The sequence below is a fragment of the Singulisphaera rosea genome (assembly GCF_054877945.1).
The window spans coordinates 567004-593648 of sequence record NZ_JBTYIP020000002.1 but is presented as its reverse complement, the minus strand read 5'-3'; the positions used below and the strand labels follow the sequence as shown (position 1 = coordinate 593648).

The window sequence follows — 26645 nt, the reverse complement described above, 5'->3', positions numbered from 1 at the left end:
GAGCCTTCTGGTCGGCGGGAACCGTTTTCGTCATCCCGCAAGCGCTGCATTTGTAACTGGTTTGAGTTTCGACCATCTTCAACTCTCCTAAAATGATGTTCAAGAACTCGGGAAGCCACCGCTGACAAGGTTGTGGCACAGGGGCCTCTCGAACGGACAGATCGGACACCGACTTGAAGTTGGTGCCCGGCCTACGATCGAGAGTGGGGTTAGTGCGCCATGTGCTTCATCATTTCCCGGCACGCCTTGGCGCAGTCGCGGCACGACTTCGCGCACATCGCCATCTGCTTGTCGTCCGGGAATTTCTCGCAGGCCGCCGCGCAATCGTCGTTGCACTTCGCGCAGCACTCACAGGCCGCAGCCGCGTACGGACTGTGGCGGGCACTCAGAGTGGCGGCCAGTTTGCAACACTCCGCGCAATCGACACATGCGTGCATGGTCTTAACGTGGCTCTTGTCCCCTTTGGCGACGAGGTCAGCACAGTGTTGGAAGCAGGAATCACTGTGAATCTGGCACTCGCCGCAGGTCTTGGCGCACGTCTCGAAGTGCATCTCGTGCTCGCCGCCCTGGTTCGCGAACGCATTCGCCCCCGAGGCGAGAGTGGCGAGGCCTACAGCGGACGCGGTGAGCGTACCAAGCGCTTCTCGACGCTTCATAGAAATCTCCCCTAAAAAAAGAACACCCGGATCAACCCACACGTTGTGAGTTAGTGGTCAAAATATTTTTATTCGGCAATTTGTATGCCGCCGAGGTTGCCGTGGGGCCGAATCGATAATCATTTGCGACTTCGCCGTGCTTCGTCAGTAGCGTTGCCGCCGGGTCCCAGCGGTTGAATGTGCCCGGCACGCACACGGTTTGGGCCTCCAGAACGTGGCAGGCCAGGTGAATTGATGGCTGTCGAGTTCTTTCGCCGTCCTGGTCATCGTTCAGTCCCCGAAAGGTGTTCATGGGAGTAATGCGTGTCAGGTTAGGGCTTGGCGGTTGCCGGCTGAGCAGACGCCTCCGTCACCGTCCCCGCCAACGCCTGCCGCTGGTCGTCGGTCAGCACCTTGGCGGCCTCGCCGACGGCGCGGATGAACAGCAACCGCTGATTCCCCTTCAGCTTCTCGACCTCATGGACCTTGGCCTCGATCGCGGCGGCGTCCGGTGTATCCGAAGCCGTCAATTCCCAGAGTTCCTGTTCCCCCTCCTCGACCTTGCGTTTGCAGGAGGAACTCCCCGTCAGGGCTTTCTGTTTGATTAGATTCAGCTTCTTCTGCTGATTCGCCGACAGGGTGATGTGCTCGTTGTGGTCCAGGAAGAACCCCGTCGCACCCATGTGATAGAGATGCGAGACACCAGGGAATCCCGGCAAGGCCGAGGCACGCTGCATGCTGCTCATGCCTTGCACCTTCCCCATGGCGCCCATACCCATCTCGTCGCTATCGTCGTCCATCATGGGCATGCCGCCGCCGGACTTCCCTCCGCTCATCTTCCCCATGCCCATCTCGTCGCTGTCGTCGTCCATCATGGGCATGCCGCCGCCGGACTTCCCTCCACTCATCTTCCCCATGCCCTTCATTCCCATGCCACCGCCACCCATCATTCCCATACCGCCGCCGGATTTCCCCCCACCCATCTTCCCCATGCCCATCATTCCCATGCCGCCGCCGGACTTCCCTCCACTCATCTTCCCCATGCCCCCGCCCGCCCCCGTTCCGGTGTCTGTATCTCCGGCCGTTTCCAAGTGACTTGGTGGCAGAGGGCCGCTCGGACGTGTCTGGTGGCATTGGATGCAGTTCTGAAATTTGGCGGAGACACGGCCGCTTTGGCGCGCGCCCTTATCCCCGGTCGCCGCGCCCGTGCCCGTTCCTTGATCAGGGTTCCTTGGGCTCGATTGGCCGGTTTCCTGCCCTTGTGACAAGGCGGCTTCGAGCTTCGCGACCTTCGCCCGCAGTTGCTGGACCTGTTCAGCGAGCACGTCGTTCGCCTTGGCGTCCGGGTTGCCCGGATGGACGTGCTTCGCGGAGTCAGCGGGTTTGGGCTGTTCATCGGGCTTGGTTTGGCCCCCAACCCTCATGGGCCAGGTCATCATAAGCACCGCCGCCCCGGCAACCACCGCCAGGGTACGGCGAAACGACTTACTCTCGAGGGATTGGATCATCATTCTCTTCCTTTCCGCATCCAATGTGGACACGTCGAACGACTCGTTGGGGAACATCCCCGGCAACCGGTGGGCCTCAGTCCATCGGCCTGAGCCAAGGCCTTGCCAGCCGCACGTCCCGGCCGGATGAGGGCATGACGAAGACCGCGTGGCCACTCACGAAGGGTAAGGCCCCCCCTGGGCTGGCGGACGATGGGACGCTACCATAGCCGGAAAGCGAGACCGGTGGGGGGCTCATGCGCGGCGATGTCGTGCCAGGGCGAGTGATCAGGGAGTCACCGAGCCCTTTGTAGCTCAGTCCATTGGCGATCGGAAACTGAGGCGGGACGCCGCCCCGTGGTCGGGCCGGCTTTGTCGATACGACGGCGCCGCCCAAGCTCGACGCGGTGACGAATTCAAGGGGGACTGTGAACGTGGCCGTGGGCTCGGAAGGCTCAGGAAGGCCGTCGATCGCGACGGTCACTTTCACGCCAGCGGCCGGGACGTCGCCCATCCCGATCGCCAGGTCGAGCGACGACGCCGACGGGACGGAGCGGAGAGGACGCGAGAACCAAACTTCCGGGGAATTCGGGTGGTAAAATGTCGCCGTCCCGACGATGCCGGAGACGGCGAGCGGCGTCCCCTCGGGTCGTTGCGGGAAGACCCGCACGCCGGTGCGGTAGAAGTAGACGTCGAATTGGTAGTGGCCCATCTTCGTCACGAATCCGCCCTGCGCCGTCCTGACGGGCCCGGAGTCTCCACGTGCCTCGGCGACCGCGAAAGCGCCAGCCAATGCGACGACGGCCCATACCTGACGCATCTGCTCTCCTTCACGGTTGGGGAACGTAGGTCCATTCCCGATGCGGAGACGAGCCCAACCCGTGAGCCCTCGGGTGGATGAGCTGCTAGCGATCGGCGTAATTTGCCCTAGTGTGTGTGACCGCCCGCCTTGGCCATCATGCGGCAGTGCTTCTCGGCCTCGCGGCAGGTCTTGGCGCAGTCCTGCATGATCTTGTCCCCTGCGACCTTCTCGCAGGCCTCGCCGCACTCCCGGCACACCTCGGCGCAGGCCGCGTGGGCGTGGTGCGCCACCGGGCTGCTGCTAAACGTGAGGTCGGTCGCCAGCGAGCAGAACCGCTGACAATCCATCGTCATCTCGTGGGCCCGGGCGTGGGCCTCCGCGTTCGGCCCGCCCTTGCGGAGTTGTTCCAGGCAATGGTGCGCCGCCTTGCCGCACACCTCACGGCAATCGTCGAGGGCCTTGCCGTGATCGTGCGGCTGTTGCGCCAGGGCGGTGCCGCCCAATGCGACCAGGCCGGCGGCGCTCAGGGCGCCCAGCATGTTGCGTCGATCCATCTTCGTTCTCCCCGTTGTGAAACACCGTAGATGAGGCCAGGCCGCACCGTGCGGCCCGGCCACGAGGGATGAGACCCTCGTTCCGTGTTCGCTCAGGCGGGGCGGACCATTCCGCGACGATCCGGTCACGCCACGCCGTGGCGATCTTTGGTGCCGTGGCTGTCGAGCCGCCCGAGAGATCGGTGCGGCCCGTGAGCCTTATGGAAGGTTCGTTTATTGCTTCACCGCTCCAGACTGACCGAGCTTTTCCCGGATCGCCTTGGCCCTGGCCTCAAGCTTCTCCGCCTCGGCGACGCGGTTCGTGTTGCGGAGGACGGTGGCGTACTCCTCCAGCGCCTTCGCGAAGCCCAGGGGGTCCGCACCCGGAGCCTTCTCGTAGGTCGCGAGGGCCTGCTTGCAGCACGACTCGGCCTCGGCGTTCTTACCCTGCGCGCAGCAGGCATGGGCCAGCTTCGCGCAACACCGCGCCACGTGGGGGTGGTCCGGGCCGAGTGCGTTCTCGAAGGTCGAGAGCGCCCGTTTCAGGAGCGGCTCCGCTTCGGCGACCTTCCCCTGTTTCGCGTACCACCACCCGATCGCCTCGAGGCTCGTCGCCACGTCCGGGTGATCCGCGCCGAGCGCCTTCTCGCGGATGGAAAGCGCCCGCTTGAGCAGAGGCTCGGCCTCGGGGAATTTGCCTTGGTCGAGATAGAGGACCCCGAGGTTGTAGAGGGTGGGCGCGAGGTCGATGGGGTTTGCGTTCGGCGCCTTCTCGCGAATCGCGAGCGCCCGCTTGTACGCCGCCTCCGCCTCGGCGTTCTTGCCGAGGACGTGATCGACCGTGGCCAGATTGTCGAGCGAGGCCGCGACGGCCGGGTCCCCGGGCCCTTTGGTCTTCTCGTCGAGGGCGAGGCACCGCTCGTAGAAGCGTTTCGCCTCCTCGGGCTTCCCCTGCATGTCGTAGAGACACGCGAGCGTGTGCAGGCTCTTCGCCACATCCGGGTGCTCGGTGCCGAGGGCCTTCTCGCGGATCGCGAGAGCGCGCTTCGCGAGCGGCTCTGCAACTTCGGCCTTCCCCTCGCCGCAGAGGACCCACGCCAGGTGATCGAGCGTCGTCGCAAGCCGGGGGTCATTTGCGCCGAAGGTTTCCGCCTCCTTCTCCGCCGCCCTTAGTTGTTTCTCGGCCTCGTCGAGCCGCCCCTCCTTATAGGCTTTCCAGCCCGCGTCGTGGGCCGCCTGCCATTTCGAGTCCTGGGCGAGCGCGGCCCCTGGGGGGCACGCGAATCCCGCCACGATGACCGTCGCCGCCATCCACCAAGCAGTCTTTGGAATCATGGGATGTCCCCTCCTTCTGAAAGAGTGTTCGTCGCGTTGTGCGTGATCCAGCACGGTGATCCTTCAGTCCCTCGCCTGCAGCCACGGCTTTGCGAGCGGGCTATCGCGCCCCGTCGACCAGTCGCGGTGACCAGGTCCGACGGTCATACCGCCAGGTCCGTACATGCCGGGGATGGAGGACATGTAGCTTTGACGGGCCGACTGGTGAGCCTCCGGCGCCGGGCTCGTGTATGGATAGTAACCGTATCCCTGGTAGCCAGGTCCGTAGGTGTACCGCGGAACGATCGGGACGCCGCCTTGGGGGGCCGTGGGTTGGGCGACCGTCGGCTGCGCGACCGGCTGAGGGACGAATTCCAGGGGCACGGTGAAGTTCGCCTTAGGCTCGGCGGTGCCCGAAAGGCCGGTGATTTCGAAGGCGATTTTAACACCAGACCGAGGGGCGTTCGTCAGGCCGATGGCGAGGTCGAGAGACGGGGGAGTGCCACGCAGCGGGCGCGAGAACCACGGCTTGGGCGAGTTCGGGTGGTAGAAGGTCGCGTTCCCCGCAAGCTGCGAGGCGTCTACGGCTGCCCCGGCGTGGTCCTGCGGGAAGACCCGCACCCCTGTAGGGTAGAAGAACACCTCGAATTGCTGGTGACCGGCCTTCGCCAAGAGCCCGCCCCTCGCCGTCTTGACCGGCGGCGGTTCCTCACCGGCGCCGCTCGGAACCCGGAGGCCGGCGATCAAGATCGCGGCCACCCCGAGCGCGGCAAAAGCACTTCCTCGTGGCGTACGTGTGGCCATGGAGCGTTCCTTTCCTGTGTTAACGATCGTTCGGGCGTGCCCGGCATGGGAGGCCCGGCCACGGTTGGGCATGAGGCCCGACGGATAGAGTGAATTCACTTTGATTCACTTTTTTGCCCGTATCTCCCATCGAGCCTGAGCTTTCCGAATCTCTCTAAGGCATCCGACGTGCCGCCAGGCTTGGCGAACTCCCGATTCGCATTCTTGAGGCAGCGATTGCGTCAGTATCGCCTCCCAGAGCCGGATTTCCCGGCAATTATCGATCCACGGACGTCCGGATGAGGCCGGGGACGGCAGGAAAACGACCCTGCATCGCGTCTCTCATCTGGCGAACGTTTCGCCACCTGATGAAAAACCGACCGGCCAGGACAGGTCTCCCTCGGCTGGCACGGAGGATTGCCGCGCGCGAAAGCGCATGGCCACCGATGCGGCTGTAGGAACGAATTGTTGCCGAGGATTTCCGACTCAGGAGTGGTGGCCGTCGTCAGCGAATGCCGACCGGCCAACCGCCCTCCCGAGCTGGCCGAGCCTGGTCCGCAGGGTCGCCCGGTTGATGCCCAGGACCCTCGCGGCCTGGGAGAGGTTGTTGCCTGTGTGGCGCAGGACATGAGCGAGAAGGTGACGCTCCGTCAGGGCGAGCCATTCGGCGTGAAGGTCCGTAGACCCGGACTCGAGCCTCTCGTCGATGAAGCGGGCCAGATCGGCCGTCGTCAGCGGAGCGTTCGAGGCGGTGCCGGAGTGCGCCCTCCCTTCGCCGCGAGCGGAGGCCGGAAGGAATTCCGGGAGAAGCACGGGTCCCGTGGCCTGGAGCAGCGCCTGTTTCAGGACGCTCTGGAGCTCCCTCAGATTGCCTGGCCACGAGTGTCGCAGGAGGATGTCCAGGGCCTCGGGCGCGATGCTTCCCACGTCCTTCCCCAATTCCTGGCTGAACCGCTTGAGGAAGTACCCGACGAGCAGAGGTAAGTCGTCGGCCCGGTCGCGCAGCGGCGGCAGTTTGATGGTGTAGACGTTGAGCCGGTAGTAGAGGTCGCCCCGGAACTGCCCGCTGGCGATCAACCGTTCGAGGTCACGGTTGGTGGCGGCGATCAGCCGGACGTCGGTCCTGATGGTCTCGTTTCCGCCGACCCGCTCGAATTGTTGGTCCTGCAGGACCCGCAGGATCTTCGTCTGCGTGAGCGGCGTCATGTCGCCGATCTCGTCCAGGAAGAGCGTGCCCCCGCTGCACTGCTCGAACTTGCCGACCCGCCTGCGGTCGGCACCCGTAAACGCCCCCTTCTCGTGGCCGAACAGCTCGCTCTCCAGCAGGGGCTCGGGGATCGCGGCGCAGTTGATCGCCAGGAAGGGCCCGGCCGAGCGGCGGCTGTAATGGTAGATCGCCCGGGCGACAAGCTCCTTGCCGGTGCCGCTCTCGCCGAGCACGAGCACGGTCACGTCCTGCGGGGCGACCCGGCCGATCGCCTTGTAGATGTCCTGCATCAAGGCGGACCGCCCGACGAGGGGGTCGGCCTGACCGTCCTGCCGCTGGCGTGAGTCCGAGTCCTCCGTATTCGCCTCGGCCACCACCGCGGGGACGCGCATCAAGCGGCTGATCTCGAAGGCCCGCGCGACGAGGTCGCAGAGGTGGTCGAGTTCGAGCGGCTTGAGGAGGTATTCGTAAGCCCCTAGACTCATCGCCTTGATGGCGGTCGCGGTGGTCCCTTGCCCTGTGACAAAAATGACGGGGATCTTCGGGTCGAGCTGGTGGACCCGATGGTAAGCATCCAGACCCGATTGATCCGGCAGGTCGATGTCGAGAATTACCACGTCGGTTCGCCCGCGGGCGACCTCCTCCAGGCCTTCCGAGACCGAAGCGGCCGTCAGCAAGGTGACCTCGGGACCCGGGAAGGCGCGGCGGAAGAAATGGCGGATGGCGGCATCGTCGTCGATCACCAGGAGAGTTGGCATGGATGTCACCTCACCGGACCCTGCGACGCCGTAGGCTTCGCCGGCTCCGATCGGACTAATTAGGTTGCCGCGCCGGAAGTCGGAGCACGAAACAAGCCCCGCCGCCCGGTCTGTTCTCCGCCGTGAGGCAACCACCGTGATCCTCGGCGATCCGCCGGGAAACCGCGAGGCCCAGTCCCAGTCCCGTTTCCTTACCACTCACAAAGGGGTCGAAGATTCGGGGCAGCAGGAAGAGGGCTACCCCGGGGCCACTGTCGAGCAACCGGACTTCTGCCTCGCCGCCCGTGGAAATCGCGAGTTCGACCTCTAAGCTTCCCCCACAGGGCATTGCGTCGAGAGCGTTGAGTACCAGATTGAGCAGGAGTTGCTGGATCTGGTCGCCGTCGACGTCCACCATAACCGGTGCAGACCGTCGCTGAAGAACGAGGGACACCTTCCGCTCCTCGATCCGGCCCCGGACCAGGGCGAGGGTGCGGTCCAGGAGTTCTCCCAGGCCCTGGGGGTGCCGCTCGGGCTCGGGGGGGCGGGCGAAATCGAGGAACGTCTGGAGCGTTCGCTCCATCCGGCGGATCTCCTCCTCGATGACCCGCAGGTCCTCCGACGGCAGTCCGCACGACTCCGCCTCTCGCCGGTTGACCTGGACCAGGCCCTTGATCGCGGTGAGCGGATTGCGAAGCTCGTGCGCAACGCTCGCCGCCACCTGCCCGACGGCCGCCATCTGCTCGGCCCGAAGCAGATCCCGCTCGCGTTGCAGTTGCTCGCCCCGCTTGCGCTCGGTCGCGGCGGCCAACACGTTGGCGACCGCCTGGAGGAAATTCAATCCGTCCGGCGTAAAGGCCTGGCCCCGGCTCGCGTGCGCGTCCAGGACGCCGAACGGCCGATTCTGGACGTAGAGAATGGCACTCGCGAGGCTGACCACCCCATAGTCACGCAGCAGCGGGGGGCACTCAAACCGCGTCTCCTCGCCAAGGTCCGTGACACTCAGCGGTTCGTCGACGAGTAAAGTGTAGCCGGCGTGCGATCGCGTCCCGGTCCCGACGGTTGCGTGTCCCACGATCCCATCCTTCCAACCTACCCCGGCACGCAGCAAGAACGCGTCGCCGTCCGGTAAGAGTTCCAAGACGCTCGCCCGTTCCACCCGAAGAGTCCGGGCGACGGATGCGACCGCTTCGTCCATCAGGATCGCAAGATCGGTGCCCGAGAGGGCGCGCCGGCCGAGTTCGGCCACGACGGCTTGCTGGATCGCGCGCGTCGCCAGTTCCTCCTGCGCTCTCTTGCGCTCGGTGACGTCGCGGATGACGCTCGTAATGAGGCGCCCTTCGACGGTCTCAAGGGGACTCAGGCTGATCTCCACGGGGACCTCAGTCCCGTCCTTGCGGCGGGCCGCGAGATCGAGACCCACCCCCATCGGACGCGTACGAGGCTGGGCGGAATAATGCCTCCGATGCTCGGAGTGGATGGACTTAAGGCTTTCGGGCAAGAGGACTTCGACGGGTTGGCCGAGCAACTCGCCGCGGGCGTAACCGAACATCGCCTCGGCCTGCGTGTTGACAAGGCGGATGCGTCCGTCGCCGCCGATGACGACGATCGCGTCGGGCGCGAATTCGAGCAAGCTCCGGAAGATCGCTGCACGCGCCTCCGCCGAGACGGCTCGGTCTTCCGCGCTGTGTGCGTTCTCGCGGCCGTCGATTTCCGCCATCACCTTATCCCTCCCGCGTTGCACGCCCTGGCAGTTCCGCACGGTGTCGGCCCTACCTGGTCAAAACTTGACCGGCCGGGTGTTCAAGATTTGATCGAACCTCGTGATTAGAGTCCTGCTTCCGGGAGAGCTCGATCCTGGCCACTTTGTCGAAGGGTTGGAAGATCACGCGGATATCAACAAGATTGCGCCGCCACGCCGGCCCTACAGGACGGCCGCCTCCGCTCGCTCCGGGCTGAGCCATTCCCAGCCCAACAAGGCGGCCAGGATCCTGCCCTCATCAGGGTGCGGTTCATTGGCAGGGGGAATCTGTAGCGTCATGGTTTACAATATTCTGGTCGCAGAGATTACCGACTCCGTCGCGGTCCGCCGCCCGCCTTACCCGACTTGGCCGCGATCGATTCCCCTCGTTGCGGGGCTCAATCACACAACAGAGGTCTCGACCGAAGTTCGGACGGGGGACGGGCGGCGGGCCGCGACGGAGTCGGGGGTGATGGTTTGCCAGCCGGATCCGCGGACTTCATCAGGCCATGGAAGAGCCTCCCAGTCTGGCCAGGATGCCCTGCATCTCGGAAATTTCGCGGGTTTGGGTCGCCACGATGTTGCCGGCAAGGGCCCGGATGCCCTGCTGGGCCGCCCGGGTCCGGGCCTCGCTGGCGCCGACCATCCCCGTATCATTCCCCTCGATCGCCATCATGTGATGGTCGGTCATCATCGTCAGGAATGCACGGTCGAAGGCGACGCCGCGTTGCGAGCGGAGTTCCTTGAGGTCCTGGATCTCGTCGGGGGCCTTGCCCGGCTTGAAATTGCGGACCCCGTCGACGGCCAGGTAACGGTTCATCCGGGCGATCTCCGGCGTCTGCCCGGCGATGATCCGGCGGGCCAAGCCCTTCACCTGCAGGTCGGTGGCCTGCCGCAGCGCCAGCCTCGCCATGTCGATGGCCATCTGGTGGTGCGGGATCATGCCGGTCAGGAAGTTGATTTCGAACGTCGTCGTGTCGCGGTCGGCCGGCAGCGTCACCTTCGGCGTCGCGGCCCGAGCCTGCACGATCGCGGCGGGGGCGGGCATGACGCCGCCCATCTGGCTGAGGGCCAGGCGGTCTTCGAGGGGCCCGAGGGACTCGGGCAGGAATGCGTGTCGCCTCTTCATCAACGGTCATCTCCCGGTGGGTTCGCTTACGGTCCAGGGCGGAAGCCGAAGTCGGGTGGCTCTATTTCAGTGTTGGTGGTCGTGGGCATCCTTAGCGGCCGGGGCCGACGCCTGCGCGCCGAAGAACTTATCCGGGTTCGCCTGGAGCTGCTTGAGGCACCCCTTGCAGCAGATGAAGGTGGACTTGCCACTGCGTGTGACCTTCAGCGGCCCGCCCATCGATCCGAGGTCTTCCTTGCTGACCGGGCAGTTCTTGAGCGCCAGGATGGCCTGTTCGTCGGCCGTGGTCGCCTTGGTAACAACGATCTCGCCGCTGGGCGGAGAGGAGAACGGCACGGTGAAGCTCGCCGTCGTCTCGGCCGGCTCCGGCAGCCCCTCGACCTTGAACTCCACCTTGACGCCCGTCGCGGGAACCTTGCTCAGGTCGATCGCGGAGCCGATCGAGGCCGGTGCCCGGCCAGGGCTCGCGGCCGTCGGGGCGAGCTTGCGCTCGAACCAAGGCTTGGGCGAGCTCGGGTGGTAGAACGTGGCGGTCCCGGTCAGCCGCGAGGCGTCGACCGGCTGGTCCTCGTGGCTCCGCGGGTAGACCTTCATGCCGTCCTTCGCGAAGACGACCTCGAAGTGGTACTCCTTGGTCATCGCCACCTTGCCGCCGTGGAGGGGCGCGCCGTGCTTATGGCCATCGTCGGCCGAGGCGGGGCCGCTCACGCCGAGGGTGAGGGTGAGGGTGAGGGCGAAGCTTCCGGCGAACGTCGTGAGCCGATTGATGCGAACCGTCTGCATGGATCTTGTCCTGTCCGATGAGGTAGGGCTGGGGAAAGAGCTCCCCGGAGTCCATTCCGGGGAGCGACCGGTTCTCGCAACTTAACGTCTCTGGAGCGCCATGTGGCAGTATGGGCAGTTCCCCGGGGTCGCGCTGGCGACCGTCGGGTGCATCGGGCAGGTGTACTGGGCACCGGCCGCGGTCGGCTGAGGAGCGGTCTGCGGATAGGCCGCCGGGGCGTAAACCGGAGCGGCCAAGGGAGCGGAGGCGTAGCCCCCCATGTTCATCCCGGGCATAGCCATCCCGGGCATGCTCATTCCATTCATGCCGCACCCCCCGCCGCGGCTTCCCCCGCCCCGGCCGCCGTAGGAGCCGGCGTTGAACGTGTGCCCGCCGCCGTACCCGCCGGCACCCCGGAAGCCCCCACCCCCGCCACAGCCGGCGTGGGCCGGGACGTGAACCGTCGCAAGACCCCCGATCGCGAGCACGCCGGCGAGGGCCATCGTCTTCAAGGTTGATCGCATGGTGTTTCTCCTCAAAAAAAACTGCAGGAGGGATCGCGCGGCGGCTTCGGCCGCCGCGAGCCTTGGGACGATCGGCCGCCCGTGAGCCCTCGGGCAGGACGATCCGCTTTGTTTGCATCGGTGGGCGTCCTTGTGGCCGCCCATCGCCTTGTCCGTCTCGCGGCAGCTCGCCGCGCACTTCTTGGTCGACTCGTTCGTCTCCTTCATCCTGGGGGCGTTGAGCTTCTCGCAGTGGGCGATGCACGCCTCGCGGCTCCCTGGAGCATGCGGGGTGAGATCGTTCGCACGTCCGCCCCGGCCGGCCCCACCCCATGCCCGGCCGGGGCGTGATTCGTTCAGCGAGACTCTTCCTTCTCGCTTGCCGGGAGCACCTGGGCGAGGATGCCGCCCTCATCCGACTTCGATTCCCAGACGGCGACGACGGGGCCGCGTCCGCCGGGAGCGGAGGCGATGACTGGGTCGCCCGCATGGTCGTCGAGAGTTCTCGGAGACCCGCCCCGCGGCGTAAGGGCCATGAGCTTCCCTGGGCGTTTCTCAAGCCAGACCGAGCAGGCCCCCCCGCTCCCGGACGCGGTCCACCCCTGGACGCCCCGGCCGTGCTCCCGCTCCGGCTCCCAGGTTTTCCCCCCGTCCTTCGACATGGCCCCGTAAATCTCGGTCCGCTTATTCCGGAGGTCGAGCCAGGTGGTGAACACCTTCCCATCCGGCCCCGATGCCATCCCGTGGAGTCCTTCCCGGGCGGAGGTTGGGACGGCGTTCACCCGGGTCGGGCCCGCCCACGTCTTCCCGGAATCGGTCGAGCGCCAGGCGAGGACGTCCCCGTCCTGCCCCTCGCCCTTCTCGCCGCCGATGGCCGTGACGACAACCGAATCCCCGCTCGCTACGACCCGAGGACCGCGCCGCATCCCGATCGCGAGGGAACCGGCCGAGCCTACGGGAGAGACCTGGAAACTCTCCCCGCGGTCGGTCGAGACGGCGAGCCGCACCGTGCTACCCGCACCGAAGGCGACGTAGATCCGTCGGGCTCGGTCGACCGCCGCTTGCGGTTGCTTTCCGGCTCGGTCGGGCCCGTCCGGAGCGACCAAACGGACCGGCCCGCCGGGCGTCTTGCCCGCCCCGTCCGCGGCGAGGGCGATTCCACCTAGCCCGGTGAATGCTGCGGCAAGGAGTAAGACTTTTCGATGCATCATCAACCTCCTCCGTTACGAGACCAGGACCGCATCTTCGGAGACGACCGGGACGACCCGGACGCGGTCTTCAAAGACGCCGAGATGATGGATCTTCCGCCACTGCCACTTCTTCACGGCGAAGTAGAGGACCGGGAGGAAAATATCGATAACTTCGTCTGCGATGAGCAGCCCGCCAAGGACGGGCGCGGCCATTGGCCGGATGACCTCGGAGCCGACGCCGGACGCCCAGAGCATCGGCGCGATCGAGATGATCGTCGTCCCTTCCGTCAGGAGCTTCGGCCGGAGGCGGTGGATCGCGCCTTCGAGGATTGCCTCCTTGAGCGCGGGGACCGATTGAATGTTTTCGAGCCCGCCCCGCTCATCGATCGCTTCCCGGAGATACACGAGCATCACGATGCCGGTCTCGGTCGCCATGCCGAAGCAGGCGATGTAGCCGACCCAGACCGCGACCGAGAAATTGAAGCCGAAGAGCCACTGGAAGATGGCGCCCCCGGCCAGCGCGCCGAGGACGCTCGTCATCATCAGCCCCGCGTCGATCCAGCTCTTGTAGGTGAGATAGAGGATCAGGACGATCACCGCAATGACCGCCGGGAAGACGATTTGCAGGGTCTTCCGGGTCTTGAGCTCGTTCTCGAACTGGCCCGACCACTCGACGTACATCCCCTGGGGGAGCTTCACCTTGTCGGCGACGACCCGCCTCGCCTCCTCGACGAAGCCGACCTCGTCCCGCCCGGTGACCGTGAGTTGCACGTAGGCCCGGAGGAGCCCGTTCTCACTCTTGATCATCGACGGCCCCTCGACCACCCGGACGTTCGCAACCTCAGAAAGCGGGATCTGGGTCGGCTGGGTTCCGGCCCCAGACGCCGGGGCGCCACCGGACGCCCCGGCCATGCCCATCCCACCCGGGGCGTCGAGGCCCGCGGCAGCCGAGCCCCGAGCCGCGATGAGCGTGTGCTTGAGCGCCTCCTCGTCGGTCCGGAAGTCCCGGGCGTAGCGGACGCGGACCGGGAAGCGTCTCCTGCCCTCGACGGTCATCGTGAGCGGCTTCCCCCCCATCGCGACCTCGACCACGTCCTGGATGTCGCCGACCTGGATGCCGTAGCGGGCCGCCTTCTCGCGGTCGATGTCGATCTCGACGTATCCCTTGCCGACGATCTGGTCGGGGACGACCCCGTTCGCCCCCCGCACGCCGCGGAGCACCTCGGCGATCTCCTGGCTGACCTTCTGGATCTCGTCGAGGTCGTCGCCGAAGACCTTCACCCCGACGGGCGTGCGGACGCCCGTGGCGAGCATCTCGATCCGGTTGATGATCGGCTGGGTGAAGATGTTCCCCCAGCCGGGAACCTGGAGCGCCGTGCCCATCTCGTCGACCAGATCCTGCTTCGACTTCTGCCAGAGGAAGAGCCGGTCGGAGAAGGGCTTCTCGAGCGCGGACCGGATGGCGGTGAGTTCTCCCGACGTGGCTGCCTTGAGCGTGAGCTTCTTCGCCTCTCCTCGCCTCGCCAACTCGTCCACCGCCGCCTCGGTGCCCGTCGCCACGGCCCTGTCGAAGAGTTCCCAGTTGAGCGACTTCATCCGCTCTTTGAGCTTCTCCTCATGGGCCCGGACCATCCGGTCGGTGATCCGCGTGAAGAGGGTCTCCCGGCCCTTCCCGAGGATTTCGCCCGCGAGCTCCGCGGCGTGTTCCCAGGGGCTTGGCGGGGGCGAGAGGAGGTCCGGGCGGTCCTCGAGGACCCCGAGGGCGATGAGCCGCTTCGAAGCGTCCTTCACGAGCGCGGTCACGTCGTCGAACCGCGGCTCGAGCGTGAGCCGTTCGCCGTGGACGACGCCGAGTTCCTTCGCGAGGTTCTCACGTTCCGTCGGCGTGAGCTTGCGAGGGACGAGGGCCGGGTCCACACGCGAGAGCAGCGAATCGACCGCCTCGCCCGCGAGCAGAGAGCCGAGCACCGGGCGGTGTTCCTTGATCCGGAAGAGGGCCAGGTCCCGAAGCGACTTGTCGACCCGGGCGACGACCTCCATCGCCGTCTCGTTGAGCAAGGCGTCCCGCTCCTCCTTCGTCGCGGCGGGCTTGAGCAGTCCCTTCGCTTCGAGCGAAGCGAGGGCGGCCCTCGTTTGAATCAGCGCGTCGTCGAACTTGAGCTTCCGCTTCGGCCAGAGCCCGCGGTCGTAGAGGTTGATGATCGTCTCCACCATGTCGAGCGGCGACGGGTCGGTCGCGGTCTCCGCCCGGCCCGCCTTCCCGACCACCGTGAGCACCTCGGGGAAGCCGCGGAGGACCGCGTCACGGGCCTTCAGGTCCTGCGCCGCCTGGGTCACCGACATTCGTGGCACCGAGGTCGGCATGTCGAGGATCGAGCCCTCATCGAGCGGCGGCATGAACTCGCTCCCGAGCCTCGTCGAGGCGAGATAGCCGCAGCCGAGGATCACGGCGAAGAGCCAGCAGACCAGAGTCGTCCGGTCCATCAGCCAGGAGAGCATCGGCTTGAAGATGGTGATCATCGTCCGCACGAGCCAGCTATCCTCCTCGCCCTTGATCCGCCCCCGGAGGAAAATCGGGATGAGCGCCGGGACGAGCGTGATGGCGAGGATCGCGACGCCGATCAGCGCGAACGTCTTGGTCCAGGCGAGCGGGTGGAACATCTTCCCCGACCGGCCGGTCAGGGCGAACACCGGGAGGAACGAGACGATGGTGATCAGCACCGAGAAGAAAATCGGCCGGCCGACCGTCCGGCACGCGGGGATGATCGTGTCGAGCACGTTCCCGGTCACCCGGCGATTCCCAAAGCGACGAGTGAGGTGATGCGCCGCGTTCTCGGTCATGACGACCGCCTGGTCCTCGAGGATGCCGACCGAGATGGCGATCCCCGCCAGGCTCATGATGTTGGACGGGATGCCGAAGATCTTCATCAAGAGGAAGCTGAAGAGGATCGCGAGCGGCAGCGTGATCGAGACGACGAAGGCCCCGCCCAGGTGTCCCATGATGAGGACGATCATCACGGTCGAGATGACGATCTCTTCCCTCACGGTGGCGGAGACGGTCTCCAGTGCCTTGTTGATGAGCGGGGTCCGGTCGTAGAAGGGAACGATCCGCACCCCTTCGGGAAGGCCCGCCGAGAGGGTCGTGATCTTCTCCTTCACCCGCCTCGTGACCTCGAGCGGATTCTCGCCGAAGCGCATCATCACCACGCCGCCGACCACCTCTCGGCCGTCCTTCTCCAGCACGCTCCGCTTGAACCCCGGGCCCATCTGCACCGAAGCGATGGTCTTGAGATAAATGGGGACGCCGCCGCGCTCGGCAACAACCGTTGCCTTCAGGTCCTCGATGCTCTTGATCCAGCCGACCGAGCGGATGAGGTATTCGGCGTTTCCCTTGTGAATGACCCGGCCGCCAACGGCCGAGTTGGAGCGTTGCACCGCCGAGTAGACCTCGCCGAGGCTCAGGCCGTAGGAGCGGAGTTTGTTCGGATCGAGGTCGATCTGGTATTCGCGCGGCGCCCCGCCGACGGAGGCGACTTCCGCCACTCCGGGGACGGAATTGAGCTGGTATCGCACATACCAATCCTGGATCGCCCGGAGTTCTCCGAGATCCGTCTTCTCGCCCTCAACGGTATACCAGAAGATCTGGCCCACGGCCGTGGCGTCGGGGGCCATGTAGGGCGTCACCCCTTGGGGGAGTTCCGGGGCGACCGTGGCGAGACGCTCTAGCACGCGTTGCCTCGCGAAGTAATAGTCCGTCGCGTCGTCGAAGATGACGTTGATCATCGAGAAGTTGAACTCGCTCGACGACCGGACCACCTTCACGCCGGCGAGCCCCTGAAGCTTCGTCGTGAGCGGATAGGTGACCTGGTCCTCGATCTCCTGTGGGCTGCGGCCCATCCAGTCGGTGAAGACGATCACCTGGTTCTCCGACTGATCCGGGATGGCGTCGACCGGCATCGTCATCAGGGCGCGGAATCCCGCGACCCCGACCACGAGCGAGGCGAGGATGACGAGGAAGCGGTTCCTGATGGACCACTCGACGATTCCTTCGATCATGGACCTGCCTCCTTTCTCAGTGCCGGTGGGCCGCCGCGACGGGTGCCGCGGCCGACCGGGTATCGTCATTTTTCGGGGCGGGAGAGTCGCCCTTCTTCACGGTACTCTTCGGGTTCAGCCGGTTCTCGGCGTCGATGAGGAACGACCCAGCGGTCGCGACCTTCTCGCCCGAAGCGAGGCCATCAAGGACCGGGTAGCGGTCGCCGGAGACCGGGCCGAGGACGACCTCACGCCCCTCAAAGACCCCCGGATCGGTCTCGACGTAGACGATCTTCTTCGTGCCGGTGTCGATGACCGCAGACTCGGGGACGGTGAGGACCTCGTCCTTCGGGGCGGGCTCGAGCCGGGCGAGGTATTTCGCCGGTTCGGCCTTGAGCTTCGGCGGGCACGCCTCGCAGCAGGTCCAGACTTTCCCGCCCTCGACATCGGTTGAGACCGGTTCTCCCATCGCGCCGAGCTTCAGGGTCGTCACTGGGCAGATCCTTTGCTCCTCCACGGTGAAGCTCGCGTGCTTCGCGCGGGGCTCCTTCGGCCTTGAGGCCGCGATTCGGGATCGGAAGGCGGGCGTGTCCGCAACCGGGGTATTGAGCTTCACCGTCGCGAACATCCCCGGCCGGAGGCGGTAGTCCGCGTTCTCGAGGTCGTAGCGGACGTCGACCGTCCGCGTCTGGGGGTTGAGCGCCGGCGCGATGAACGCGATCTTTCCACGGAAGACCTCCCCGGGGTAGGCCTCGACCCTGGCCTCGACCGCCTGGCCGAGCTTCAGAGCCGGGAACTGGTCCTCGTAGACCTGGGCCTGGACCCAGACGTGAGTCAGATCGGCAATTTCGAACATCGCCTCACCCTCGGCGACGTACTGGCCCTCGACAACGTTCTTTCGGGTGACGATGCCGCTGATGGGAGAGAGGATCGGGACGTTATGCGCGGCCATGCCCCTGGCGAGGATGTCGTCGACCTGTTTCGCCGTGATCCCCCAGCGGGAGAGCTTCTCCCGGGCGTGGTTCACCATCTCCCCCTCGCTGCCGAGGAGCGAGCGGCCGAAGGTGCTCTGGGCCGGCGGACGCTCCTTCGCCGATCGCTGGGCGAGGAGGAGCTCCTGGATGGCCTGGTGGAGTTCGGGGCTGTAGAGCTCGGCGAGCGGCTCGCCGGCCTTCACCGAGTCGCCGGTGAAGTTGACGTGCAGCTTCTCGAGCCGGGACATCCCCCTGGTCTTCGACGAGATCCGCGCGAGCCGCCTCTCGTCATAGGTGACGGAGCCGACCGTGGTGATCGACTCGGACAGCGGGGCGTAGGCGACCTCGCTCGTCTCGATCCCGGCCTGGGTCACCCGCATCGGGCCGAGGGCGAGCCGGGACACAACACCCGGGGGGAGCGTCTCCTTCTCGCCGACCTTCCGCTTTGAGAGCGGCATCCCGCAAATGGGGCAGCTCCCCGGCTCCGGCTGGATGACCGTCGGGTGCATCGGGCAGTAATACTCGACGTCGGACGCCGCAACGTGGGCCTCCCCGGTCGGGCGGGTCCACTTCTCATAGTGGTTCCAGATCGTGTCCCAGTAGCCGAAGACCAGGCCCGTGGCGGCCATCAGCGCGATGAAGCGGAGCCGTAGCTCGACGACCTTCACCACCATCCGGAACTTCTGCCACCGCGTGAGCGGCGGCTCGGACGGAGTGAGAGGAGCAGGCGCAGGCCCCTCGGGAAGAGCCGCGTTCGGCTCGCGAGAGTTCGTGTCGGAAGGCATATAGACCATCCCCCGTGACGGCCGAGGCCGATAGGCCCAGGCCGGGGTTCAACCGGAATTCGAAATCGAGATGGGATGTTAGCGGAGAGGCGCCGGAGCATGACCCACGGTTGGACCGGGGGCGCTGACGCCTACCACATGACGGGACGAGGAACGTCCCGCAGGGATGGGATCAAACGAGGAGATGGAGCGTGCGGAGGTAGAGGGGGGACTTCAGCGGGCTCGCGTTCGCTGAGGCGAGCCTGAACGCCGGTATGAAAGGCCGCGGAGCGTAAGCGAGGTACGCGATGACCTCGCCGTGGCTCTGATCGGTTCGGCTTTCATCAGAGGTGCGGGAGTCGGGCTTCGGCGCAGGTGCTCCAGGAGGGTTCGCCCGGCACTCGCAGGAGGTCCCCGGCCCGGAGGCGTCGAGCCCCGCCGCGTCGGAGGACGCCGACCACTCGACTCCCTCGAACCGGGCAGTTCCGGAGAGAGGAGCGGACGACTCGGACGAGCCGCAGCAATGGCAATCGGCTGCGGGGTGCGCCCGGCAGCACGCCTTCGGCACCTGGACCTCGGCGCACGCCTTCGCCGGAGCACCGACCGACAACGCCCCTACGATCGCCAGAAAGGCGACCCAGAGGAAGTTCAGGCGGTGGCGGTGGTTGGCCATGTCGGTCCAGGAATTAGGCGTGAGGCATCGACGAACACAGCATCAGTATATAGCGCGGACGTTGGAAGAACAAGGTCGGTCGGAATTCGATGGGGGCTTGAATCAAAGCCGCTGTCCCGTGGCCGATTCTACGCGGCAGATCCCGGCGTTGTTCGGAGACGAAGAGCCAAGGCGTCATTTTCGGCGAAATCGGCCCGTTCGAAATATTCAGCCAAAGCGGCATGGCGTTTCCGGCCGATGCTCCAACCGGGCTCATCGAAATCGGCATTGCCGGTTGCGCGGATGCTCCGCGCGATCGGCGGCACTTGGGAGAAAGCCCGCAATGAGATCGAACTTGCCCCTCACCCTCGCCGGCGCCCTCGTCTGCGGTCTGGTCGGCTGCGCGCAGGTGTCGAAGCGGCCTGGGCCGGTGAGCATCCCGGTTTCCGAGAAGAGTCCCGCGAAGCTCGACGGGTCGGTCGCCGCTGCTGCCTTCCACCCACCGCACGTCCATGCCCCGGGCGAGCCGACGGCGACGGCCATCGAGCCCGCCCCGGCGGCGTCTCCCGATCTCTCCGGGCCGCAGCCGGTCGACGCCTACATCCGTCGGGCGCTCGCCGAGAACCGGACCGTGCAGGCTGCCTTTCATAACGTCCAGTCGCTCAAATACCGCATCCCCCAGGTGACGACGCTCGACGACCCGGTCGCCTCGAACACCATCTTCCCCATCCCGGGGGTCGCCCCCCAGTATTCGCTGATGGGCTACAACCCTTACAACCTCACCCTCGCCCAGCAGTTCCCGTGGTTCGGGACTCTCCGGCTCCGCGGCGAGGTCGCCGAGCGGGACGTCATGGTCGCCCTCGCGGAACTGGCCGCGGCGCAGCTCGACACGGTCGCGGCCGTGAAGCGGGCCTATTTCGACCTGTACGTTAGTCAGAAGACGGAAGTGATCCTCGCCGATAACCGGAAAATCCTCGAGGACTTCCGGACGCTCGCGAAGTCTCGACTCGAATCCGGCGGCACCCAACAGGACGTGCTGCGGGCCGAGGTGCTCTTGAGCGAACTCGACCGGGAAGCGGCGAACATCCAGCAAGCGATAGCGACCGCCCGTTCGTCCCTCGTCCGGCAGCTCCACGTGAGTCCCGAGACAGACCTCATGACCCTGCCCGAGCTGCCGAGGGCCGCCGTACCGGCCGAGATGGAGCGGCTCTATCAGCTCGCGATCGCCGTCCGCCCCGAACTCAAGGGCCGACTCGCGGCCGTCGCCCGAGACGAGAAGGCGGTCGAGCTCGCGAGGAAGCGGTTCTACCCGAACGTCACCCTCGGCCTCACCTACATGGACATGGAGAAGACCAACGCCATGACCCCGCTGACGGCGGGCGGCATGCCGAACGTCGGGTTCTTCGTCGGGCTCAACCTGCCGATCTACCGGGCCAAGTACCGGGCGGGGGTCTTCGAGGCGGAGGAGCGGACGAAGGCGGACGCCAAGCTTTACGAGGCCCAGCGCGACGAGACCCTCGGCGAGATCAAGGATTTCATGGTGCAGGCGAAAGTGCAGCGGGACGTCATCGGCCTCCTCCGGGACAACATCCTGCCCCGGACGAACGCCACGCTCGAACTCGCCCGGAGCGACTACGCGAAAGGCAACGTCGACGTCGCGACGGTCTTCTCGGCCCTCCGGGAGGTGCTCCAGATCCAGCTCCAGGTCGCCCAGGTCGAGGGCGAGCTGGGGAAGGCGCTCGCCTCGCTCGAGCGGGCGGTCGGCACCCAGATCAACGAGCACCCACCCGCGCGAGGGGAGGAGGCCGTGACTCCGACTCCGACCTCTCCCCCACCCCCGCCCGCGGACTCGGGCCCCTTCCGGACGAATGCGTCCGCAGCGTCCCGGGAGACGGGGCGACCCGAGCCGGTGACGCCCGGGACGCTCTGAATCCCGCGTCACATCGACATGCCCGCCCCGGCGGTCGATGCCGGGACGAGGCTCGGCGGCTGGCGGAATGGATAGCCGAGGCTCGGCGGCATAACACCCATGCCGCCGGGGCCCGGGGAACGCTGGCCCATCCCTCCGCCAGCGCGCAGCCCACCCGGGCCGCCAAAGGCCGGGGCCATCCGGGCGCCCCGGTTCTGCCCCATCGTGCCGGACAGCGGGGAAAGGCTGAAGGAGGTCCGGGCGGAGCCCATCGCCGCGCTCGGCCGGGAGCGGTAGGCGAGCGGATTCCCCCCGCCCATCCGGGAGGGCATGAAGCCCTCGAACATCCCGCCATAAGGAATGATCATCGGGCCGCTTCCGCCGCCCCCCAGCTCGGGGTTCGAATAGACGGGCGCCGCGCCGTATCCGCCGAGGGAGCTGGAATTCCCGGGGCCCTGGGCCTTGGCTGCGCCTCCCAGGAAGGCGAATCCCGTAAAGACCGCGAAAAAACCGCGAAAGGCCAATCTCATGATTTCGTCCCTGTCGAAGCTGGTCCGAGACCCGACCAGAGGTATGAGCCCTGACGTAGTGGATCGGCATGGTCCATGCCAATCTCTCGCCAAAGATGCGGGGTGATCGATCCCCACCCACCGGCAAACAGATTTCAAATCTGTCCGCCAAGCAAATCAATCGTCAGTTACGAATGGCACGAGGATAAGAGCAGATGTCCACTGGAATCGGCCGAAGAACTACTGTACAAGGGCACGAAAACCCACTGTACAAAGTCCTTATCCTCGTGCCATTCTCGTCAGTTACCGTTTCTAAAGCAACCTCTTCCTGTAAATGGCGTGTCATGCCCGTCAGCTCAAGATTCGTCGCTTCTTCCGCATCAACCGCGGGCGGCTCCAGCGACAACGGATTTGATCATTTCACGCTGATGGGTTATTAGCCCCCTTCTCAGTCTTAAACATTAGCTCCGATGAATCGCCTGCACCGTTCATATTCTCCATTTTCGTGCGGCTGGCAAACGCGCATGCGAGTCATGAAAGTTCGTCGTTTCGATCCTTCTTTGACGGACGTCCTCGACCCGATACCGGCGTCTGTCCATGGGAGGCAGTTCCCCCTCTCCCGCTCGCTACGAACTCGTGATGGAGCATGAAACGATGGACGCTGTGGGTACGCCTGTGCGTTGATTCCTTGGCGTGGGCATCGCCCGGACGGCTCGGCGATTCGGTCCAGTCGCCGGGCGGGTCCATGCCCAAGACCACGTGCCGGACGCGGATATTGGCCAAAACGTTGCGCATCGCTCTCGGCACGTCGCCGTCGAGGACGTAGCCCAACATGCCGCCGTGGTGGACGTGTCGTCCGTATTTGCCGTCCACGAATCGCTGCATCCCCTCCTTCACGTACTCGTCGGCCAGCGACTTCATCACCCCCTTGACCCTGGCATTGAGCCTTTTGGCCTCCAGGCAGAAGTATAAATCCCCGTCGTGACCGGGGAAAAAGACGATATCTTTCCTGCCGGTCTCCTTGGCGAGATCGGCGTCGATCTCCACGTCCTCGTAGCGGATCAGGAATCGGTGGGCCTGGCGGTCGCGCTTCCTGACCATCGCGGCGTAGAGCCTGATGGACGTAGCCTCCTCAAGCTCATCCGGGACGGGTGGCTCGATCAGGGCCCAGGCGTCGAGCACGAGGGCAATCACGGTCCCCACCCCTCCCTGGGTGATGAAGTCGTCCCACGCGCTGCTATCTCCAATCGTCATGCGCCCTCCTCGGATCGCATGAGGATGGTGCCGGCGATCTCGTCGGCATCGTTGAGCGCGGCGGTGGCGGACCAGAAGCGTCGGCCGATGGGCTTGATGACGTAGAGGAGCGTCTTGTCAAAGACTTTCAGGCCACGCGCCAGCTCAAACGTGCCACGGCCTTTCGCTACGCCCCTTTGAAGCCGCTGGAGCGCGGCGAGGACGCTCGTGGTCGCCCCATCGATCTGCCCGGGAGCCTCCCCTTGCCGGGTCTTCTGCAGGACCACCATGCCGACGCCAAGGTTGCCGTCGGCCAAGGATTTGCCATGCACGCGGTACTCGGCATTCGCCCAACGGTTCAGCGTTCGGCAGAGCAGATCGACATAATCCGCATAATCGTCCGGCCGGGCCGGGAGGAGGGTGGGAACGTCCAACCTTGCGCGTGTGGGCCTAACGCTCGGAATGACGATTTCGACGGTATCGGCAACGAGTTTCCGCTCGATGTCATCGACGTCGAAATATTCCGAGATGAGCACCTCGGCCCGTGCTTGGGCGCGCCCGACGACCTGATCCCTCCCAAGGGCGGCCCCGCCCGCCTCCCTGTTGACGGCCGTCATAAGCCGACCGGCCTCCGCAACGATCTCTGTCGCGCGGACCGGCCGGTCGGCCGCGTCGGGGAGTGGAAAGGGTAGCCGCATGAGGTCGTCGATATCGACCATGGCGCGGCTCACCCCCCAGCTGGCTGAGGTATGGAAAAGGAAGTAGCGCGCCAGGCTGGATCGCAGGAAGAACGTCAGAAAGGCCAGCAGGTCGGCGTCCGCGGTTGGACCGTGGATCCCCCGAATGCCATGCCGGTAGGCAACATTGAAGTTTGCATATGCGACCTCAGGCTCGTTGGAAAAGCCTGTCTTCACCAATACCAAGGGTTTCTTGAAAATATCGGTGTTGCTGATGCCACGTCGAAGCTCCAGCTCGAGCTCATTCTCGATTTCGCAGTCTTCGGGGAAGAGCAGCAGGTCTAGGCGGTGCGTGCTCCGCTCGACCCTCGCCGTGCGGCGGAGGGTCAGCTCTCGCCTTGTTTCCGGGGCGTCGTTCGGGCCGAATGGCTCGAACCCCTCGGCCACGATCCACCGCTTGGCAACGCCCTTGCCACGCTGGCCCAGGACGTCCCGGAGGCGGGGGTACAGCCGCAGCCGGTCCAGGAGCCTGCGGTCGCGCGTGGTGGCCCAGTAGCGTTCCTTCCAGATCAGCGGTGCATCATCCCCGCGGAGGTCCTTGAGCACTTCCCCTACGCTGATGGACGCGCGGTCCTGCGGCAAGATCGAGATCACCTCGGCTTGTGTCACCGCCCAGTCGGTCTTGGGTGACCAGTATTGGATGCGGTGTCCGCTGTTGGCCGGCTTCTGCTTCTCGTAACGAACGACAAGCGCCGGCGCCTCCGCGTCTTCGAACAGGAAACGCTGGAAATCGGCCAGATTTAGGATTCGCTCGACCGCATGGGACCTGAACCAATGGCTTTGGAACTCGACGGCGCTCTTCGTGTGGTTGAACAACAGTCCATGCGGCAGGACGAAGCAGACGGACCCTTCCGGGGTCAGATGCTCGGTCGCCTTCCAGATGAAGGCCGCGGCGATCTGCTTGCCGGGAAACGGCAGCTTGCGGCGGGCGCACCACGTTGCGGCAGGGGCGCTCGCGTCCCTCACCTTCGCCCAAGGAGGGTTACCGATCACAAAATCGACCTGCCTCGTTGGGGCCGCCACGTCGGTGAAGAAGTCGGCGCAGCGGATGGTCGCCTCCCCGTTCTCCTCGCCCGCGACCAACCGCGGCAGCACCTTGACCTTCTTCAAAACCCGGCGGATATCCGGTGGGGAGAGCTGGTCGAGGAACGCGAGGTAGAGGCTGAACGCCGCGATCAGGCAGGCGGTGCGATTCTTGTCGACCCCGTACAGATTGTTCTTCAGGATCGCCGTCAGCCCTTTGAGCTTCGCGTCATAGTTGGCGGCTGGGTTTGTCCTGACCCACTCCTCGGCCAGGCGGTTGAACAGCCCAACCAAGAAGATGCCGGAGCCGCAGGCCGGGTCGAGGAACCGCTTGCCGAGCAACGAGCGTTCCCCGTCCAGGGCGCTGTCGATGACCAGTTCGGCCAGGAACCGAGGGGTGTAGAACGCTCCGGACTCCTTTTTCTCCTGCTCGCCTGCGGCCTTCAGGAAGTGCTCGTAGATGGCGCTGATGGTCTCGATCGGGATGATCCCGAATTCGTAGGGCCAGAAACGCTGCTGGCCGGACCTCGGGTCGGTTCCTCGGATGAAGTCTCCCAGGATGTCGAGATGCTCGGCCCTCACCTGCCCGGCCTCGGCGTCCAGATCCTCGCTGAACAGGTCGCCGTTGAAGTCCTGGCCGAGCTGCGCGAACAGCGTGTAGAGGTCGGCCTTCGCCCGGGAGCGGGGCTTGCGCCCGAGGATATCTGCCAGGCCCTCCACTCCTTCGATGCCGGCGTCCTCCAGGTATTTTCGGTCGATCACCTTCCGGTCGAACAGGTAGCAGGTGAAGACGATGCGACAGAGCAAGGCGTCCAACGAGACGGGATCGAGCCGGCCCGCAGGCACCTCGGCGAGCAGTTCCCGGGCGGCTTCGAGGTGTCGCAGCAGGTTCCGGTCCACCCGCTGGCGCGGGTCAAACGCCCGCCGGTGCCGGTGATAGTATTCGCCGGTCTCGACGGCCACGAGGAATGCCCGAAGCTGATCGGCCACGCGGTCCAGGCGCTCGACGAGGCCGTCCGGCTCGGCGCCGGGGGCGTGATCGACGCCGGGCTGCGAAAGGCCGGAATAGATGTGGACCTCGTCGGGCCCGATCAGCACGAGGATCGGGGCGACGCCTTGGTTCCAGAACGTGCGGTGCAAGGCCAGCACATCGGACGCATCGAGGCGTTCCATCGCCCGGAAATAAATGATCGGACCATTGTCCTGGCAGAGGATGCCGCTCAGCCCCAGTTCTTCGAAGGCCCGTCGCAGAACATGGGCCTGCGGCGCACCGCCACCGCTCGCGTCGATGTCATCGGTGCCGGAGAAGAAATACGGCGGGCGCCTCCCGTCGATGCCGAAATCCGCCTGCCAGTCGGTTGGGTGGGTAGCGGTCATGTACGGACTGCCCCCTTTGTTTCTGTGCCCGTTCCGGGTTCGTCAAATAGTTCATAAGCCCAACCGCTGGAATGCTTACGGGAACGGATCTTGTAACCTCGCTGCTTCAGGAACAGGATGTCACGGTAGACGGTCTGGTCGCAGACCTCGAGCTTGGCGGCGATGGCCGGCGTCGAATATCCGCCCGCGCGGACCAGCTCCAAAAGGCTCTCGAGCCGACCCGCGACGGCAAGTGACCGCTCATACCTCATTTTCGCATCCTCCCCAGCCTATCTCTAGCCGGAGGTGTTAGACTTGTCAACCGAGGAGGGTTGCTGGTGTTCAGATTGTCCACCGGCTGCCCGGGTCTGGCGTGAGAACCTTCTTCTCGCCGATAACCCGCACGCCATATTCGATCGGTCTAGAATAGGCGAGGTACGGCTTCGTGCCCACCCACGTGTCGTCGGGCGGAATTGACCCCGATTGCTGCGTCTGAGCACTCATTCCTGAATGCCACTTCCTGGTTGCCCCTCCCCCCGCCGTTGGGATCGTGCTCCGGACCACTTACCGAAGTTGTCCACAGGCAACGGACGTTAAGTAAGTTATATATAATACTTGAAGTTAAACAG

20 protein-coding genes are annotated in these 26645 nt (G+C 65.5%); 1 reads left to right on the top strand and 19 read right to left on the bottom strand.

The features are described 5' to 3' along the window. Positions 1–209: 209 nt before the first annotated feature. From ACYOEI_RS05525 to ACYOEI_RS05455, 15 genes are all read right to left on the bottom strand, one after another. Positions 210–656 carry a four-helix bundle copper-binding protein gene (locus ACYOEI_RS05525; RefSeq protein WP_462848334.1) on the bottom strand — a complete coding sequence of 149 codons (447 nt, stop codon included), beginning with the start codon at positions 654–656 and terminating at the stop codon, positions 210–212. Between the two features lie 311 nt (positions 657–967). After that, positions 968–2146, bottom strand: coding sequence for a Spy/CpxP family protein refolding chaperone (locus tag ACYOEI_RS05520; RefSeq protein ID WP_462848333.1), 1179 nt, complete (start codon positions 2144–2146; stop codon positions 968–970). A 73-nt stretch (positions 2147–2219) separates the two neighbouring features. Then, positions 2220–2942, bottom strand: coding sequence for a hypothetical protein (locus tag ACYOEI_RS05515; RefSeq protein ID WP_462848332.1), 723 nt, complete (start codon positions 2940–2942; stop codon positions 2220–2222). A 107-nt stretch (positions 2943–3049) separates the two neighbouring features. Next, positions 3050–3478, bottom strand: a complete 429-nt coding sequence (locus tag ACYOEI_RS05510; RefSeq protein ID WP_462848331.1) for a four-helix bundle copper-binding protein — start codon at positions 3476–3478, stop codon at positions 3050–3052. A 213-nt stretch (positions 3479–3691) separates the two neighbouring features. Continuing rightward, the gene (locus ACYOEI_RS05505; protein ID WP_462848330.1) at positions 3692–4792 is read right to left on the bottom strand and encodes a tetratricopeptide repeat protein; all 1101 of its coding nucleotides are present in this window, start codon (positions 4790–4792) and stop codon (positions 3692–3694) included. Positions 4793–4855: 63 nt separating this feature from the next. Further along, positions 4856–5575: a hypothetical protein gene (locus ACYOEI_RS05500; RefSeq protein WP_462848329.1), complete on the bottom strand. Its 720-nt coding sequence runs from the start codon at positions 5573–5575 to the stop codon at positions 4856–4858. Positions 5576–6040: 465 nt separating this feature from the next. Further along, positions 6041–7519 (bottom strand): sigma-54-dependent transcriptional regulator, encoded by a 1479-nt coding sequence (locus ACYOEI_RS05495; protein WP_462848328.1) that lies wholly within the window; start codon positions 7517–7519, stop codon positions 6041–6043. A gap of 55 nt (positions 7520–7574) precedes the next feature. Beyond that, positions 7575–9218 (bottom strand): PAS domain S-box protein, encoded by a 1644-nt coding sequence (locus tag ACYOEI_RS05490; protein WP_462848327.1) that lies wholly within the window; start codon positions 9216–9218, stop codon positions 7575–7577. 523 nt (positions 9219–9741) lie between these two features. After that, complete coding sequence (locus tag ACYOEI_RS05485) at positions 9742–10368, bottom strand: DUF305 domain-containing protein (RefSeq protein ID WP_462848326.1); 627 nt, start codon at positions 10366–10368, stop codon at positions 9742–9744. A gap of 66 nt (positions 10369–10434) precedes the next feature. Beyond that, positions 10435–11151 (bottom strand): hypothetical protein, encoded by a 717-nt coding sequence (locus tag ACYOEI_RS05480; RefSeq protein WP_462848325.1) that lies wholly within the window; start codon positions 11149–11151, stop codon positions 10435–10437. Between the two features lie 81 nt (positions 11152–11232). After that, positions 11233–11655 (bottom strand): heavy metal-binding domain-containing protein, encoded by a 423-nt coding sequence (locus tag ACYOEI_RS05475; RefSeq protein ID WP_462848324.1) that lies wholly within the window; start codon positions 11653–11655, stop codon positions 11233–11235. Positions 11656–11990: 335 nt separating this feature from the next. Continuing rightward, positions 11991–12845, bottom strand: coding sequence for a beta propeller repeat protein (locus ACYOEI_RS05470; protein WP_462848323.1), 855 nt, complete (start codon positions 12843–12845; stop codon positions 11991–11993). Between the two features lie 12 nt (positions 12846–12857). Continuing rightward, positions 12858–16880 (bottom strand): efflux RND transporter permease subunit, encoded by a 4023-nt coding sequence (locus ACYOEI_RS05465; RefSeq protein ID WP_462848322.1) that lies wholly within the window; start codon positions 16878–16880, stop codon positions 12858–12860. A gap of 16 nt (positions 16881–16896) precedes the next feature. Further along, positions 16897–18618 (bottom strand): efflux RND transporter periplasmic adaptor subunit, encoded by a 1722-nt coding sequence (locus ACYOEI_RS05460; protein ID WP_462848321.1) that lies wholly within the window; start codon positions 18616–18618, stop codon positions 16897–16899. Positions 18619–18790: 172 nt separating this feature from the next. Further along, positions 18791–19270 carry a hypothetical protein gene (locus ACYOEI_RS05455; RefSeq protein WP_462848320.1) on the bottom strand — a complete coding sequence of 160 codons (480 nt, stop codon included), beginning with the start codon at positions 19268–19270 and terminating at the stop codon, positions 18791–18793. 322 nt (positions 19271–19592) lie between these two features. Here ACYOEI_RS05455 and ACYOEI_RS05450 point away from each other — a divergent pair, with 322 nt between their 5' ends. Further along, positions 19593–21179, top strand: a complete 1587-nt coding sequence (locus tag ACYOEI_RS05450) for a TolC family protein (protein WP_462848319.1) — start codon at positions 19593–19595, stop codon at positions 21177–21179. Positions 21180–21187: 8 nt separating this feature from the next. Here the strand turns inward: ACYOEI_RS05450 and ACYOEI_RS05445 are convergent, their stop codons facing one another. From ACYOEI_RS05445 to ACYOEI_RS05430, 4 genes are all read right to left on the bottom strand, one after another. After that, the gene (locus ACYOEI_RS05445) at positions 21188–21688 is read right to left on the bottom strand and encodes a hypothetical protein (RefSeq protein ID WP_462848318.1); all 501 of its coding nucleotides are present in this window, start codon (positions 21686–21688) and stop codon (positions 21188–21190) included. 510 nt (positions 21689–22198) lie between these two features. Continuing rightward, positions 22199–22861, bottom strand: coding sequence for a hypothetical protein (locus ACYOEI_RS05440; RefSeq protein WP_462848317.1), 663 nt, complete (start codon positions 22859–22861; stop codon positions 22199–22201). 56 nt (positions 22862–22917) lie between these two features. After that, positions 22918–26037, bottom strand: a complete 3120-nt coding sequence (locus tag ACYOEI_RS05435) for an HsdM family class I SAM-dependent methyltransferase (RefSeq protein ID WP_462848316.1) — start codon at positions 26035–26037, stop codon at positions 22918–22920. Continuing rightward, positions 26034–26288, bottom strand: a complete 255-nt coding sequence (locus tag ACYOEI_RS05430) for an HTH domain-containing protein (RefSeq protein ID WP_462848315.1) — start codon at positions 26286–26288, stop codon at positions 26034–26036. Before ACYOEI_RS05430 ends, ACYOEI_RS05435 begins: the two co-directional genes overlap by 4 nt. Positions 26289–26645 lie beyond the last annotated feature (357 nt).